Annotated in this window: 11 protein-coding genes; 4 read left to right on the top strand and 7 right to left on the bottom strand. The window is 66.4% G+C overall.

Annotation, left to right across the window (positions count from 1 at the left end; translation table 11 throughout):
- The first annotated feature begins 6 nt into the window (after positions 1–6).
- The 4 genes from AC5Y4F_RS24340 to cydC all read left to right on the top strand — a co-directional run bounded on the left by AC5Y4F_RS24340 (position 7) and on the right by cydC (position 5,984).
- Positions 7–1,479: a cytochrome ubiquinol oxidase subunit I gene (locus tag AC5Y4F_RS24340; RefSeq protein WP_499999142.1), complete on the top strand. Its 1,473-nt coding sequence runs from the start codon at positions 7–9 to the stop codon at positions 1,477–1,479.
- 35 nt (positions 1,480–1,514) lie between these two features.
- Entirely contained in the window at positions 1,515–2,555 is a 1,041-nt protein-coding gene (cydB, locus tag AC5Y4F_RS24335; protein ID WP_067933167.1) for a cytochrome d ubiquinol oxidase subunit II, read from the top strand.
- A gap of 62 nt (positions 2,556–2,617) precedes the next feature.
- A complete protein-coding gene (gene cydD / locus AC5Y4F_RS24330) occupies positions 2,618–4,231 on the top strand; it encodes a thiol reductant ABC exporter subunit CydD (RefSeq protein WP_067933168.1) in 1,614 nt (537 codons plus the stop codon).
- Positions 4,218–5,984 (top strand): thiol reductant ABC exporter subunit CydC, encoded by a 1,767-nt coding sequence (gene cydC, locus AC5Y4F_RS24325; protein ID WP_082947542.1) that lies wholly within the window; start codon positions 4,218–4,220, stop codon positions 5,982–5,984. The genes cydD and cydC overlap by 14 nt, the downstream gene beginning before the upstream one ends.
- On the opposite strand, the gene AC5Y4F_RS24320 is transcribed toward cydC, so the two are convergent.
- The 7 genes from AC5Y4F_RS24320 to trpB form a co-directional block, all read right to left on the bottom strand.
- Positions 5,931–7,331, bottom strand: coding sequence for a bifunctional lysylphosphatidylglycerol flippase/synthetase MprF (locus AC5Y4F_RS24320; RefSeq protein ID WP_499999162.1), 1,401 nt, complete (start codon positions 7,329–7,331; stop codon positions 5,931–5,933). The genes cydC and AC5Y4F_RS24320 overlap by 54 nt on opposite strands.
- A gap of 145 nt (positions 7,332–7,476) precedes the next feature.
- The gene (locus AC5Y4F_RS24315; RefSeq protein WP_067933170.1) at positions 7,477–8,394 is read right to left on the bottom strand and encodes an acyl-CoA thioesterase II; all 918 of its coding nucleotides are present in this window, start codon (positions 8,392–8,394) and stop codon (positions 7,477–7,479) included.
- Positions 8,395–8,408: 14 nt separating this feature from the next.
- Positions 8,409–9,827 carry a pyruvate kinase gene (gene pyk / locus AC5Y4F_RS24310; RefSeq protein WP_067933173.1) on the bottom strand — a complete coding sequence of 473 codons (1,419 nt, stop codon included), beginning with the start codon at positions 9,825–9,827 and terminating at the stop codon, positions 8,409–8,411.
- A gap of 66 nt (positions 9,828–9,893) precedes the next feature.
- Entirely contained in the window at positions 9,894–10,247 is a 354-nt protein-coding gene (locus tag AC5Y4F_RS24305; RefSeq protein WP_499999161.1) for a DUF2752 domain-containing protein, read from the bottom strand.
- Positions 10,248–10,425: 178 nt separating this feature from the next.
- The gene (locus AC5Y4F_RS24300; RefSeq protein WP_499999139.1) at positions 10,426–12,123 is read right to left on the bottom strand and encodes a prolipoprotein diacylglyceryl transferase; all 1,698 of its coding nucleotides are present in this window, start codon (positions 12,121–12,123) and stop codon (positions 10,426–10,428) included.
- Entirely contained in the window at positions 12,120–12,935 is an 816-nt protein-coding gene (gene trpA / locus AC5Y4F_RS24295; RefSeq protein WP_499999137.1) for a tryptophan synthase subunit alpha, read from the bottom strand. The genes AC5Y4F_RS24300 and trpA overlap by 4 nt, the downstream gene beginning before the upstream one ends.
- Positions 12,932–14,194 carry a tryptophan synthase subunit beta gene (gene trpB, locus AC5Y4F_RS24290; protein ID WP_197520529.1) on the bottom strand — a complete coding sequence of 421 codons (1,263 nt, stop codon included), beginning with the start codon at positions 14,192–14,194 and terminating at the stop codon, positions 12,932–12,934. The genes trpA and trpB overlap by 4 nt, the downstream gene beginning before the upstream one ends.
- Positions 14,195–14,227 lie beyond the last annotated feature (33 nt).

The following is a 14,227-nucleotide window of genomic DNA, read 5'->3' as shown; positions in this document are numbered from 1 at the left end:
TGACAGATGAACGTCGTCGATATTTCGCGGTGGCAGTTCGGTATCACTACCGTCTACCACTTCATCTTCGTGCCGCTCACGATCGGTTTGGCGCCGCTGATCGCGATCATGCAAACGGTGTGGGTGGCCACCGGTAATACCGCCTGGTACCGATTAACCAAGTTCTTCGGCAAGCTGTTCCTGATCAACTTCGCCATCGGCGTGGCGACCGGAATCGTCCAAGAATTTCAGTTCGGGATGAACTGGTCGGAGTACTCCAAGTTCGTCGGCGACATATTCGGGGCGCCACTGGCGATGGAGGGCCTGTTCGCCTTCTTCTTCGAGTCCACGTTCATCGGGTTGTGGATCTTCGGCTGGAGTCGCCTGCCGAAACTGATCCACCTGGCCTGCATCTGGATCGTCGCGATCGGCGTCAACGCGTCGGCGTTCTTCATCATCGCCGCGAACTCGTTCATGCAGCACCCGGTCGGCGCGCACTACAACCCGGCGACGCGACGAGCCGAGCTGGACGACATCTTCGCCCTGTTATCCAATAACACTGCGCAAGCGGCCTTTTCGCACACGGTGACCGGGGCGCTGCTGGTCGCGGGCACCTTCGTCGCCGCCGTCAGCGCTTGGTGGATGGTGCGGTCACGCAGGCTCGGATCGGCCGCGCCCGACGGACAAACCGATGCCCGCGCCATGTTTCGCCCGGCGGCCATCCTGGGCTGCGGGGTGGTGCTGCTAGCCACCGTAGGCCTGTTCTTCACCGGTGACCGTCAGGGCAAGCTGATGTTCGTGCAACAGCCGATGAAGATGGCGTCGGCCGAGGCGTTGTGTCACACGCAGACCGACCCCGACTTCTCGGTGCTGACCATCGGTACGCACAACAACTGCGGCAGCGTTGCCGAAGTCATCAAAGTGCATTACGTTCTGCCGTTTTTGGCCGAGGGCAAGTTCAGCGGCGTGACGCTGCGCGGGGTGAACGATTTGCAACAGGAGTACCAGCAGCGCTTCGGACCAGATGATTATCGGCCGAACCTGTTCGTCACCTACTGGTCCTTCCGGGCGATGATCGGATTTCTGGTGATCCCTGTGTTGTTCGCCCTGACCGTGCTGTGGGTTACCCGGGGTGGGCGAACACCCAAGAGCCGCTGGATGTCCTGGTTCGCGCTGCTCACCATCCCCATGCCGTTTCTGGCCAACATCTCGGGCTGGGTATTCACCGAGATGGGTCGCCAGCCATGGGTGGTGGCGCCCAATCCCACTGGGGACCAGCTGATTCGGATGACGGTGCGCGAAGGGGTGTCGAACCATGTGCCCGGCATGGTTATCACTTCACTGGCGACCTTCACCCTCGTCTACGCGGTGCTCGCGGCCCTCTGGTTCTTCCTGCTCAGACGCTACGTCGTCGAAGGGCCGCTGGAACACGACGCGGAACCCGCTCCCCCGCGGGCGCCCAGCGATGACGAGGTGGCACCTCTGTCCTTCGCGTACTGACGAGGGCTTACCCGACGACGAAAGGAGTTGAGACTGTGGGATTGCAAGAGCTGTGGTTCGGCATCATCGCGGTGCTGTTCCTGGGATTCTTCATCCTCGAGGGCTTCGACTTCGGCGTCGGCATGTTGATGGAACCGTTCGCGCGCGTCGGCATCGGTGAGCCCGAACCGCTGCGCCGCACGGCGCTCAACACCATCGGACCGGTGTGGGACGGCAACGAGGTATGGCTGATCGTCGGCGGCGCGGCCATGTTCGCGGCCTTTCCCGGCTGGTATGCCACCGTGTTCTCCACGCTTTACCTGCCGCTGTTGGCGATCCTGTTCGGGATGATCGTGCGCGCGGTGGCGATCGAGTGGCGCGGCAAGATCGATGACACCAAATGGCGCGGCTGGGCCGATGTCGGCATCGCGGCCGGGTCGTGGCTGCCGGCCATCTTGTGGGGCGTCGCGTTCGCGATCCTGGTGCGCGGGCTCCCGGTCGATGCGAACGGCCACATTCACCTCTCGATCACCGATGTGCTCAACGCTTACACGGTGCTGGGTGGCTTGGCCACCGCCGGATTGTTCTTGTTCTACGGAGCCACGTTCGTTGCGTTGAAGACATCCGGCGCAATCCGCGAGGACGCGTACCGCTTCGGCGTATGGTTATCCCTTCCCGTCACCGGACTGGTAGCGGCCTTTGGACTTTGGACGCAGCTGGCTCATGGGAAGGACTGGAGCTGGGTGGTGCTGGGCGCAGCGGTGCTGGCGCAACTGGCGGCCGTGCTGCTGGTGTGGCGGCGCACCTCCGACGGGTGGGCATTCACCTGCGTCGCCCTGGTGGTCGCGGCCGTGGTGATCCTGCTCTTCGCCGCGCTGTATCCGAACCTGGTGCCCTCGACGCTGGACAAGCAGTGGAGCCTGACCATCCACAACGCCTCGTCCACCAACTACACCCTCAAAGTCATGACGTGGGTGACGGCTTTCATGGCTCCGCTGACGGTGATCTACCAGGCCTGGTCGTATTGGATATTCCGGCAACGCATCTCGGCCGACCGGATACCCGCGCCCATCGGCCTGGCAAGGCGCGTGTCCTGAGCGGTACGGACCGCGCCGGCCGGGCGCCGCTAGACCCCCGATTGTGGCGGGCGTCGGCGGCGGTGCGTCGCTACCTGGTCGGCGTGGTCGGCTGCGGCGGCCTGATCTCCGGCTGCGCGATCGGCTCGGCGATCGTGTTGGCTGGCGTCGTCGCCCGGGCCGTCGGCGATCCCGCCGCCCGGAGCGTGCGCGTCTTCCTGGGCCCGCTGTCAATAATGTTGGCGCTGTGGATAATCCGCACGTTGGCGCATTGGCTGCAGGCGCGGCTGGGGCAACGCGGAGCCAGCGCGGTCATCGCCGATCTGGGCGGGCAGGTGCTTGCCGCGGTGACCGCCCGCCAACCGAGTGAGCTCGCAACACAACGCGACTCCGCCGCCGTCGTGGTCACCCGGGGGCTGGATGGCTTGCGTCCCTATTTCACCGGCTACTTGCCGACGTTGCTCCTCGCCGCGATCCTGACCCCGGCCACCGTCGCCGTGATCGCGGCCTACGATCTGAAATCGGCGGTGGTCGTGGCGATCACGCTGCCGCTGATACCGATCTTCATGGTGCTGATCGGACTCGCAACGGCCGACCGATCGGCCGCGGCGCTGGCCGCGATGACGACGCTGCAGGCCCGATTGCTGGACCTGATCGCCGGCATCCCCACCCTGCGCGCGCTCGGGCGTTGCTCGGGGCCCGAGCACCGCATCGCCGAACTGGCTGCCGCGCATCGCCGTTCGGCCATGGCGACGCTGCGGATTGCGTTCTTGTCGGCCCTGGTGCTGGAGCTTTTGGCCACGCTCGGGGTGGCGTTGATCGCCGTCGGGATAGGCCTGCGATTGGTGTTCGGTGAGATGACCCTGACCACCGGTTTGACCGTCCTGCTACTGGCGCCCGACGTGTACTGGCCGCTGCGCCGCATCGGCGTGGAGTTTCACGCCGCACAAGACGGCAGGACCGCCGCCGGTGCGGCGTTCGCCCTCATCGGCGAGCTGAGCGCGCCAAAGGCCGGGACTCACACGGTTACCGCACGCGGCGCGCTGATTCGCCTCGATCAACTGACGGTGGATGGCCGCGACGGCCAGGCGCCCCGCGATCTGAGCGCGGTCATCCAACCCGGCGCGGTCACGGTGTTGACCGGGCCCAACGGCGCCGGCAAGAGCACCACGTTGCAGGCGATCGCCGGCATCAGCGTGCCTTCGTCGGGCCGGGTCGTCGTCGGGGGTGTCGACGTCGCCGACCTCGAGCCGGCCGCATGGTGGGCGCAGCTGTCCTGGCTTCCGCAACGCCCGGTGCTCGTGCCGGGCACCGTCGATGAGAACCTGGCGCTGCTCGGATGCCTTGATGATGCCGAAAAGGCCTGTGCCGATTCGGGGTTCGACGCGGTACTGGCCGAGCTGCCAGCTGCGGGCAGCACCGTGATCGGGCGCGGCGGTGTCGGGTTGTCACTCGGACAACGACAACGGCTGGGTCTGGCCCGCGCGCTCGGCTCGAAAGCCGCCGTGCTGTTGCTCGACGAGCCGACGGCACACCTGGACGCAAGCACCGAGCAACGCGTCTTGCGGGCCATCGTCGAGCGGGCGCGTGCCGGTGCGACCGTGATCGTGGTCGGCCACCGTGCGCCCGTCCTGGCCATCGGCGACCAGGTCGTCGAGGTCGTCGCCGACCGGACGGTGCGTTATGTCCCGGCCTGATTCCGCGTCACGTCGCAGCCACAAGGCCGCAGTGGGGCGCCGCGATGAGCCTCTGCTGGCCGCCGCCGATCTGCTGCGCCCGCGGCTACCCCGCGTCCTGGCGGCGATTGCGCTCGGGGTGCTCTCGCTGAGTAGTGCGCTGGCCCTGGCCGGCGTTTCGGCATGGCTGATCACACGGGCCTGGCAGATGCCGCCCGTGCTGGATCTGTCGGTGGCGGCCGTCGCCGTCCGCATGTTCGCAATTTCGCGAGGCGTGCTGCACTACTGCGAGCGACTGGCCACCCACGACGCTGCCCTGCGCGCGGCCGGTACCGCGCGGGTACAGCTCTACCAGCGGCTGGCGCGCGGGCCGGCGGCGGCCACCGCCCGGTTGCACAGCGGTGAACTGGTGGCCCGGGTCGGCGCCGACGTCGACGAGCTGGCCAACGTCCTGGTGCGCGCCCTGGTGCCGATCGGCGTCGCAGCGGTGCTGGCGCTGGCCGCAACAGCGGCCGTCGCCGCCATTTCAGCGTCGGCGGCCGTCGTGCTGGCCATCTGCCTGCTGGTCGCCGGTTTCGTGGCCCCCCAACTCGCAGGTCGGGCCGCCGCTACGCAGGAAGACGTTGCGCGGCAGCATCATTCTGAGCGTGACACCTCGGCGATGATCGCCCTCGAACACGCGGCCGAGCTTCGGGTGGCTGGGTTGCTTCCCGATGTCGTCGCCGAATCACAACGCCGTCAACGCGCGTGGGGCGACGCGCTGGACACCGCAGCCAAGCCGGCCGCGATCGCCGAGGCGATGCACACCGCGGCGATCGGAGCCAGCGTGCTAGGCGCGGTGGTGTCCGGAATCGGGTTGGCGCATGCTGTGGCGCCCACCACGCTGGCCGTGCTGATGCTGCTGCCACTGTCCGCCTTCGAGGCGATGACGCCGTTGCCGGCCGCCGCCGTTCAATTGACGCGGTCGCGGATCGCCGCGCGCCGACTGCTCGAACTGACTCCGCCCGGCCCCGAGAACGCGACGGCGAGCGCGCCCATCGGCTCGGGCCAGTCGCGCGCTTGCGCGGAATTGTCCGCCGACGTGTGTTCGGGCCACGATGGCGCGGCGCGCTCGACCCGCATCAATGTGCACCTGCCACCGGGCTCGCGACTGGCCGTCACCGGCGCCAGCGGTTCCGGGAAGACGACCCTACTGATGACGCTCGCCGGCCTGCTGCCGCCACTGGACGGGCAGGTGTGGCTGAACGATACCGACGTGAGCGAGTTCAACGAAGTCGATTTGCGCGGGGCGATCGGGTTCTTCGCTGAGGACGCCCATATCTTTGCCACCACCATCCGCGACAACTTGTTGGTTGCGCGCGGCGACTGCCCAGACCACGACTTGGCTTCAGCGCTGGAAGCCGTTGGCCTGGGCGCGTGGGTCGCCGGTCTGCCCGACGGTTTGTCCACGGTGCTAACGGGTGGGGCGCAAGCCCTTTCGGCTGGCCAACGCAGAAGGCTGTTGCTCGCCCGGGCGGTGATCTCGCCCGCGGGGATCGTGCTGCTCGACGAGCCCACCGAACACCTCGACGTCACCGACGGGGAACAGATTATGCGAGATCTGCTGGCCCCGAACGGTGGCTTGATGTCCCCGCAGCGGACGGTGGTGGTGGCCACTCACCACCTGCCCGAGGGGCTGGGCTGTCGGCAATTGATCGTCGATGAACAGACCCGAGCGCACTCAGAGGTGTCGCCGGCGCGGCATGAATTCCAGCGACAACAGCACGAACAGTAGCGGGACGATCTGCGTCATCGAGATCAGCGCGTAGCGCCGCGCGTCAAGCGCATGCCATTTGCGGAGATACCGGTACAACGACTCGAGGGCGATAAGTGGGTCCAGAACGTGGGTCAACCGATAGAAGACGCGCTGGATCCAGCCCCGGTTCTTGTCATCGAAAATTTCGGGGAACGCGGCGAACGCCAGCGATACCCGCTGCGCCCCAGTCGCTTTGCCCGCCATGATCATGTCGACACTGAGGCGCTCGTCAAGTCCATTGGGCGCACCGCGCCGGCGCCACGGCACGTCGAGGGTGATGTCGCTACCCGCACCGGCCGTGGCATACCGGTGAAACGCTTGCACGGTGCCCGCCTTGTCCCTGGCGATGATCAGCCGGATGCCGGGGAATCGGCCTTCCAGAACGCCGTCGAGGTTCATGTGGAATCCGCGGTCGGCGCGGGCCCCCTTGGATGACTCGCGCACCACCTCGGTCAGCTCGGCCAGCAGCTTGTCGTCGAGTTCCTGCTCCGACACGATTTCGGTTGTCACACCGCAGTTGTGGGTGCGTTTCACCGCTTGCCGCAGATTGCGGAATTTGCGGCCCACCATATCGAAGCCGGACACGTCGACCACCACGTCACGGCCAATCGGTATGGGCCGCAACGATTGTCCCAACACCGACGAATCACTCCACAGGCTCAGACGCCGCTCACCGCAGCCCACCACGGCGATGCGCCACCCGTGCGTGTGGCACGTGGCGGCGAAATCGGCGACCAGCTCCGGAAAGCGAGCCTCGTCACCGACCGGGTCACCGCTGACCACGGCGATTCCCATCCGCGTGCGGTACGCCAACGCCGCGGTGCCGTCGGCGGTGAAGTGATAGCTCTTGCCGGTCTGCATGGTGAACGGCGCGAGCGCGTCGCCGGCGGTGGCATTGACCAACTTCCACACTCGCGGCAGGTCACCGGACCGCGGATAGGAAGTGGTCGGCCACATCAACACCATGCCCGAGCTGGCGATCACCAGGTCGCCCAACAGGTCGAACGACAGCACATGGAGGCCGAGGCCGGCCAGCACGAAAAGGGCGGCAGCGGTGGCATGCATCGTCGTGACCGGCCGCCCCAGGAAGATGCCACGAGCCATCCAGGCCACCGCCACCAGCACAGTCAGCGACCACGCCAACCGGTCGCTGTATTCCCAGTTCGGCTGAGTGTGGTGCCGAGCGAGTACGCCGATGAACCAGCATGCGGCGCAGAACAGCGCCAAAGCGGCGATCAAGCGGGCCGCGAGTGAATCGACCGAAACCACAACGCGTTCGCGCACGCGGGGCCTTGCTACCGTGACGTCCGCCACTGAGCCGTTCACCATCACCTCCCGATGCGCTGCCAAAGCCTGGTGGCTTGATTGCCGCCGCTGCACCGAATACCCGGCTACGTCAAAGCTACGCCCGGACACCACAGTTTCGGGGCCGAATTCGGGCGGGAGATTTCGCAGCTATTCCATCACGTTTTTACCGGCGGGATGACGGGAAGTATTTGAGTACGCCCTCTTGCATCACCGTGGCCAGCGGCTGCCCGGACCGATCGAAGAAGTGCCCGGTGCCCAGCCCGCGCGAATCGGCCGCTACCGGCGACGATGTGGAGTACAACACCCAGTCGTTGAAGTTGACCTGCCGGTGAAACCAAATGGAATGATTGGCCGACGCGGCGAATATGCGGTCGAATCCCCAGGAAAGACCGTGCGTTGTGATAACCGAGTCCAATACCGTGGTATCCGACGAATACACCATTGTTGCCGTGTGCAATAAAGGATCGTCGGGAAGATCCCCGAGTGACTTGACCCAGACGCGATTGTGCGGAAGCCGGTCGCCCTTTGTGCGCATCACCCAGGCCGGATCGTTGGTGTAACGCCATTCGATGGGCTGCAGTGCATTGACGAAGTGCGGAACGGTCTTTTCGTAGCCACGCAACAGCTCGCCGATCGTGGGCTGCGTGTGCGGCTCGGCCACCTTCGGCGCCTCGACGCCGTGCTCGAGGCCGCGGCCGCCGGCCATGTAGGAGATCAGCGCCGAGGACAGCAGCGTGCCGGCTTGCATCGCATCGACGCGCCGATTGGCGAAGCGGCGCTCGTCGCGCAGCCGGGTCACGCGAAACTCGATGTCCTTGGTGGTGTCTCCCCCGTTGATGAAGTGCACCGACATCGCGCTCGGCGGCAGGTCGCCGCGAACCAGGCTGCGACTGCTCGCGACGAACGACTGCGACATCAGCTGGCCACCGAAGGTGCGCATCGGGTTCTTGCTCGGATGTGAGCCGATGAACAGGTCGTCGTCGACACGATCGAGGTCCAGCGTCGCCAGCAGCTCGGCGAAGTCCGAGTGGGTCGGTGGCGCGGCTTCTCGGGGCTCTCGAGACTCACAGCCGGCCGCCACACGTTCTCCTCTAGTTAGACGTCATCCTCCCCGATCCGGTGCACATGGATGAGGTTGGTTGACCCTACTGTGCCAGGTGGCGCACCGGCGACGATGACGACCAGGTCGCCACGCTTGTAGCGGCCGAGCTCCAGCAGCGACTTGTCGACCTGGCGGATCATGCCGTCGGTAGAGGTCATCATCGGGACGATGAACGTCTCGGTGCCCCAGGTCATGGCCAGCTGGCTGCGGACCTCGGGCCACGCGGTGAAGGCGAGCAGCGGCAGCGGGGTGTGCAGGCGCGCCAGTCGCTTGACCGTGTCGCCGGACTGGGTGAATGCGACGAGCGCCTTGGCGTCGAGCCGCTCGCCGATGTCACGGGCTGCGTAGGAGATCACCCCGCGCTTGGTGCGCGGCACGTGTGTCAGCGGCGGCGCGGCCGTGGAATTGTCCTCGACCGCGCAGATGATGCGCGCCATCGTCCGAACCGCCGCCAGCGGATACTTCCCCACCGAGGTTTCCCCGGACAGCATCACCGCGTCGGCGCCGTCGAGGACGGCATTGGCGACGTCAGACGCCTCGGCGCGAGTCGGTCGCGAGTTCTCGATCATCGAATCGAGCATCTGGGTCGCCACGATCACCGGTTTCGCGTTCTCCCGGGCCATTTGGATAGCCCGCTTCTGCACCAGCGGAACCTCTTCCAAGGGCAGTTCGACGCCCAGGTCGCCACGGGCCACCATGATCGCGTCGAAGGCCAGCACGATGGCTTCCAGATTGTCGACGGCCTCCGGCTTCTCCAGCTTCGCGATCACCGGCACCCGCCGGCCGACGCGGTCCATCACCTCGTGCACCAACTCGACGTCGGATGGCGAACGCACGAAGGAGAGCGCGATCAGGTCGACACCGAGTTCGAGCGCGAAGGTGAGGTCCTCGACATCCTTTTCCGACAAAGCCGGTGCGGACACGTTCATGCCGGGCAGCGAGATGCCCTTGTTGTTGCTGACCGGTCCACCCTCGACGACCGTGCAGACGACGTCGTCGCCATCGATGGCGTCGATGACCAGTCCGACCTTGCCGTCGTCGACCAGAATCCGGTCACCGACGGCGGCGTCCTCGGCCAACTTCTTGTAGGTGGTCGACACCCGGTCGTGGTCGCCTTCGCAGTCGGCGACGGTGATCCGCACCGTTTCACCGTCGGCCCAGTACGTGGGCCCGGTGGCGAAACGTCCCAGCCTGATCTTGGGGCCCTGCAGGTCAGCGAGCACGCCGACGGCGCGGCCCGTGGCGTCGGACGCGGAGCGGACGCGCTCGTAGGCGGCTTTGTGATCGGAATAGTCGCCGTGGCTGAAGTTCAACCGGGCGACGTCCATTCCCGCCCCAACCAGGGCCAGAATCGATTCATCCGAACTGGTCGCAGGGCCAAGGGTGCAGACGATCTTTCCGCGCCTACTCACGCCGACCCAGCATAGTCGCGTGTAACCCCCGCGGCCCGCACATAAGCGCGGCGGCGCAGTGTGCTTTTACCCACCAAGAACGGTGGGAAACAACGGGAAGGCGGGCAGGTTACGCAGCACCGTCCAGGCGATCGTCGCGACCACGAGCGTCAGCGACGCGGCCGTGGGCGGCAGCCCCTTGCCGCGGGCGCGGCGCACCATCATCCATGCGGCCAGCAGTGGGATCCCCACCAGCAGGAAGACGTTGTCGTGGATGCCGGCTATCAAGTCACCGTGCAACAGGTCGTGCGTCATCCGCAGGCCACCGCAAAACGGGCAATTCCAGCCGGTCAGCCACTTGAACGGGCATGCGGGGTAGACCGAACTGGGGCTGTGTGGGTCGGCCAGCGCGACATAGCCGAGGGCGCCACCCAGGGCCACGGCGGTACCGGCCCCGATCACAAGGCGCTGCCGCCACGGGCCGCGCGGATGAGGCTGTCCCGGAGCATGCGCGGGTGGATGAGGTTGCATCACTCGTCCGCTGACCTTGTCTTGGTCACGCTTTTCAGCATGCCAGATCCGTTGCGGACCACCGTGCCAAACGGGGCCACGGCGGCGGTTAACGACCCGACAACCGGTTTCTCAGTCGCGAACCCCATCGCCGACGGGGTTCCCGCTGGGCCGACGGTGTTTCGGCAGGTTCTTCAGCGGAGGCCTTTTCAGTTTCGGATTCGGTGGGCGCCGTCGAATCGATGTCGGGCGTTTCAGCGTCGGGTGTTTCGGCTGACTCGGAAACAGGCTCGTCGTCCGACTCCTCCTCAACGAGCCCGTCTTCCATTGCGGCTTCCGGTTCTTCGGCTTCGGGCTCGGCTTCCGGTTCTTCGGCCGGTTCTTCGGCTTCCGGCTCTTCGGCTTCGGCCGGTTCGTCTTCGGCCTCTGCGGCCGGTTCGTCGGATTCGGCCTCGGGCTCGTCGACTCCGGACCCCTCGGCCTCGGAATCCTCTGCTGCCGCTTGGGCTTCCGCTTCCGGCTCCTCGATTTCCGCTGCGGGCTCCTCGGACTCCGCGGCTCCGGCTTCAGGTTCGTCGGCGGCGGCTTCGGGCTCTTCCCCTTCTGCCCCTTCCGGCTGCGCTTCGAGCTCTTCAGCCTCGGCTACCGGCTCGCCCGACTCGGAGCCCTCGGCCAGGGCCTCGGTTTCGGGCTCGGCGTCCGTCTCGGACTCGAGCTCGTCTGTCCCGGCCTCGCTCGGCTCCACCTCGGCGGCCGCTTCCGTCGAGTCTGCCACCGGTTCTTCGGCTTCCGCGCCGGCGGCGGTGGTGTCGTCAGCCTCCGCCGTCTCCGCCGAGCCTGCCGACGCGCCGGTCGCCGCCGCAGCGCCCGCCGCGGCCGTCGCGGCGGCCACGGTTGCGGGTTCATCCTCCGACTCGGCGTCGGCCGCTTCCTCCTCGAACTCGTTGCCGCGCAGGCTGGTGGGATCTTCGCGGCCCTTCGGCGCCGCCATCAGATACACCACGGCCCCGATGAACACGAAAGTGGATGTGAACGAGTTGATCCGGATGCCGGCGATGAGGGTGGCGGTGTCGTCGCGCAGCAGCTCGACACCGAACCGCCCCACGCAGTAGCCCGCGACGTATAGAGCGAACAGTCGGCCGTGGCCAAGATTGAAGCGCCGGTCGGCGTAGATCAGCGCCACGAAAACCAGCACATTCCAGATCAATTCGTAAAGAAACGTGGGCTGCACCACGAATGCGACGTGGCCCGTCGAGACACCGTCCAGCAAATGCGGGCTCTCAAATCCCGACGCGTCTCGGCGGTTGAAGATCTCCAGGCCCCACGGCAGGGTGGTCTCGCGGCCGTAGAGCTCCTGGTTGAAGTAATTGCCGAGCCGACCGATGGCCTGCGCCAGAATGATTCCCGGAGCCAGCGCGTCGGCGAAGGCCGGAAGCGGAATCCCACGCCGGCGACATCCGATCCAGGCGCCGACGCCTCCGAGCGCCACCGCACCCCAAATGCCCAAGCCGCCGTCCCAGATCCGCACGGCCGCCCCGAGTCCCGCGCCGCCGGGGCCCCAATACGTGCGCCAGTCGGTGGCCAGGTGGTAGAGCCGACCACCGATCAACCCGAACGGCACGGCCCACAGCGCGATGTCGTAGATCACGCCGCGCTCGCCGCCGCGGGCTTCCCAGCGCCGGTCACCGATCAGCAATGCCACCACGATCCCAGCAATGATGAACAGTGCGTAGGCCCGGATCGGCAGCGGCCCGAGGTGCCACACACCCTGCGACGGGCTCGGAAAATAGGCCAGTAGCTTCGTCACGAGGCGGCCGCCCTCTGACGAACACCGCCGGCGAGTTCCTCAGTCAGTGCACGCAATGCAGTCAACCCTCCGTCTCCCAGCGCCGACACCAGCGCGGACCCCACAATGACACCGTCGGCGTAGCCGCCGATCTGGGCCGCCTGTTCTCGCGACCGCACCCCGAGACCGACGCCGACTGGTATGTCGGATATCTCCCTGACCCTGCTCACCAATTCGGGCGCAGCGTTGGACACGACATCACGCGCCCCTGTCACCCCCATCGTCGAAGCCGCGTAGACGAAGCCGCGCGACGCCTGGACGGTCATCGCCAACCGCTGCGGTGTCGAGGACGGCGCGACCAGAAAAATCCGGTTCAACCCATACTCGTCGGAAGCCGCCAACCACTGCCCGGCCTCATCGGGGATGAGATCGGGGGTGATCAGTCCGTACCCGCCTGCCGATGCCAGATCGCGTGCGAACGCGTCAACCCCGTAGCGCACCACCGGGTTCCAGTAGGTCATCACCACGGCGCAACCGCCGGCCGCGCTGATCGCCTCGACCGCGGCAAGGGTGTCGCGAACGCGCACTCCCCCGTGCAACGCGACCTCGGTGGCCCTGGCGATGGTCGGGCCGTCCATGCCTGGATCCGAATAGGGGACCCCGACCTCGATGATGTCGCAACCCGACTCGACCAGTGCCGTCATCCCCTTCATCGACGTCGGCACGTCGGGGTAACCAGTGGGCAGATAGCCGATCAGCGCCGCGCGGTTGTCGTTGCGGCAGCCGTCGAAGATCGATTCGAGCTTGTCCGTTTCGCCGTGTTTGACCGTCATCGATCGCTGGATCCCAACAGCCCAAACCATTTCGCGGCAGTCTCGACGTCCTTATCCCCGCGCCCGGACAGGTTCACCACAATGATTGCGCCCCGCCCTACTTCGGGGCCCAATTTCAGAGCACCGGCCACCGCGTGCGCCGATTCGATCGCCGGGATGATCCCCTCCGTTCGGCACAGGACGCGGAATGCATCCATTGCCTCCGAGTCGGTGATCGGACGGTACTCGGCGCGCCCAGTCTCGCGCAGATACGCGTGTTCTGGACCCACTCCCGGATAATCGAGACCCGCTGAGATGGAGTGGGATTCGATGGTCTGCCCATCCTCGTCCTGCAGCAGATACGAGAACGATCCCTGAAACGCACCGGGTGAGCCACCGGTGAATGTCGCAGCGTGCCTTCCAGTTTCGACACCGTCACCGGCCGCCTCGAATCCGATCAACCGCACGTTCGGGTCATCGATGAATGGGTGGAAGATGCCGATGGCATTGGAACCGCCGCCGATACAGGCGACCACGGCGTCGGGCAACCGGCCCGCCTGGGCCTGAATCTGGGCCCGCGCCTCGAGGCCGATGATGCGTTGAAAGTCGCGCACCATCGCGGGGAAGGGATGCGGGCCGGCCGCGGTGCCGAAGCAGTAGAAGGTGTTGCCGGCATTGGTAACCCAATCCCGAAACGCCTCGTTGATGGCGTCCTTCAATGTCTTCGAACCGCTTTCGACCGAGACGACCGTGGCGCCGAGCAGGCGCATCCGAGCCACGTTGAGCGCCTGACGCTCGGTGTCGACGGCGCCCATGTAGATCACGCATTCGAGGCCGAGCAAGGCGCACGCGGTGGCGGTCGCCACGCCGTGCTGGCCGGCCCCGGTCTCGGCGATCACCCGCTTCTTGCCCATCCGCTGGGCCAGCAACGCCTGGCCGAGCACGTTGTTGATCTTATGAGAACCGGTGTGGTTCAGGTCTTCTCGCTTGAGAAAAATGCGCGCGCCGGCCTCCTCGGACAGCCGGGGCGCCTCATACAGCGGCGACGGCCGGCCCGCGTAATTCGCCTGCAAGTAATCGAGGGTGTCCAAGAAATCCTGGTTGACACGTTCCTTCTCGTAGGCGGCGGTGACCTCTTCGATCACCGCCATCAACGCCTCGGCGACGTAGCGCCCGCCGTACACGCCGAAATGGCCACCCGCATCGGGTTCGTGGCGGGTGGGTTCGGCGATGGCGGCGCTCGGGAGCGGAAGGTCCGGGCGGGACAGGTCCACCATCACCAAGGCTTCACTTGAGGATGGCTCATGGGTTCA

The sequence above is a fragment of the Mycobacterium sp. NGS56 genome (genome assembly GCF_059812425.1).
This window is presented reverse-complemented; position numbering and strand designations above follow the sequence as displayed.

What these genes read in the sequence shown, in the direction of transcription:
- AC5Y4F_RS24340 (WP_499999142.1), top strand. Translation starts at nt 7, where the DNA reads ATGAACGTCGTCGATATTTCGCGGTGGCAGTTCGGTATCACTACCGTC.
- cydC (WP_082947542.1), top strand. Translation starts at nt 4,218, where the DNA reads ATGTCCCGGCCTGATTCCGCGTCACGTCGCAGCCACAAGGCCGCAGTG.
- trpA (WP_499999137.1), bottom strand. Translation starts at nt 12,935, where the DNA reads ATGACGGTCAAACACGGCGAAACGGACAAGCTCGAATCGATCTTCGAC.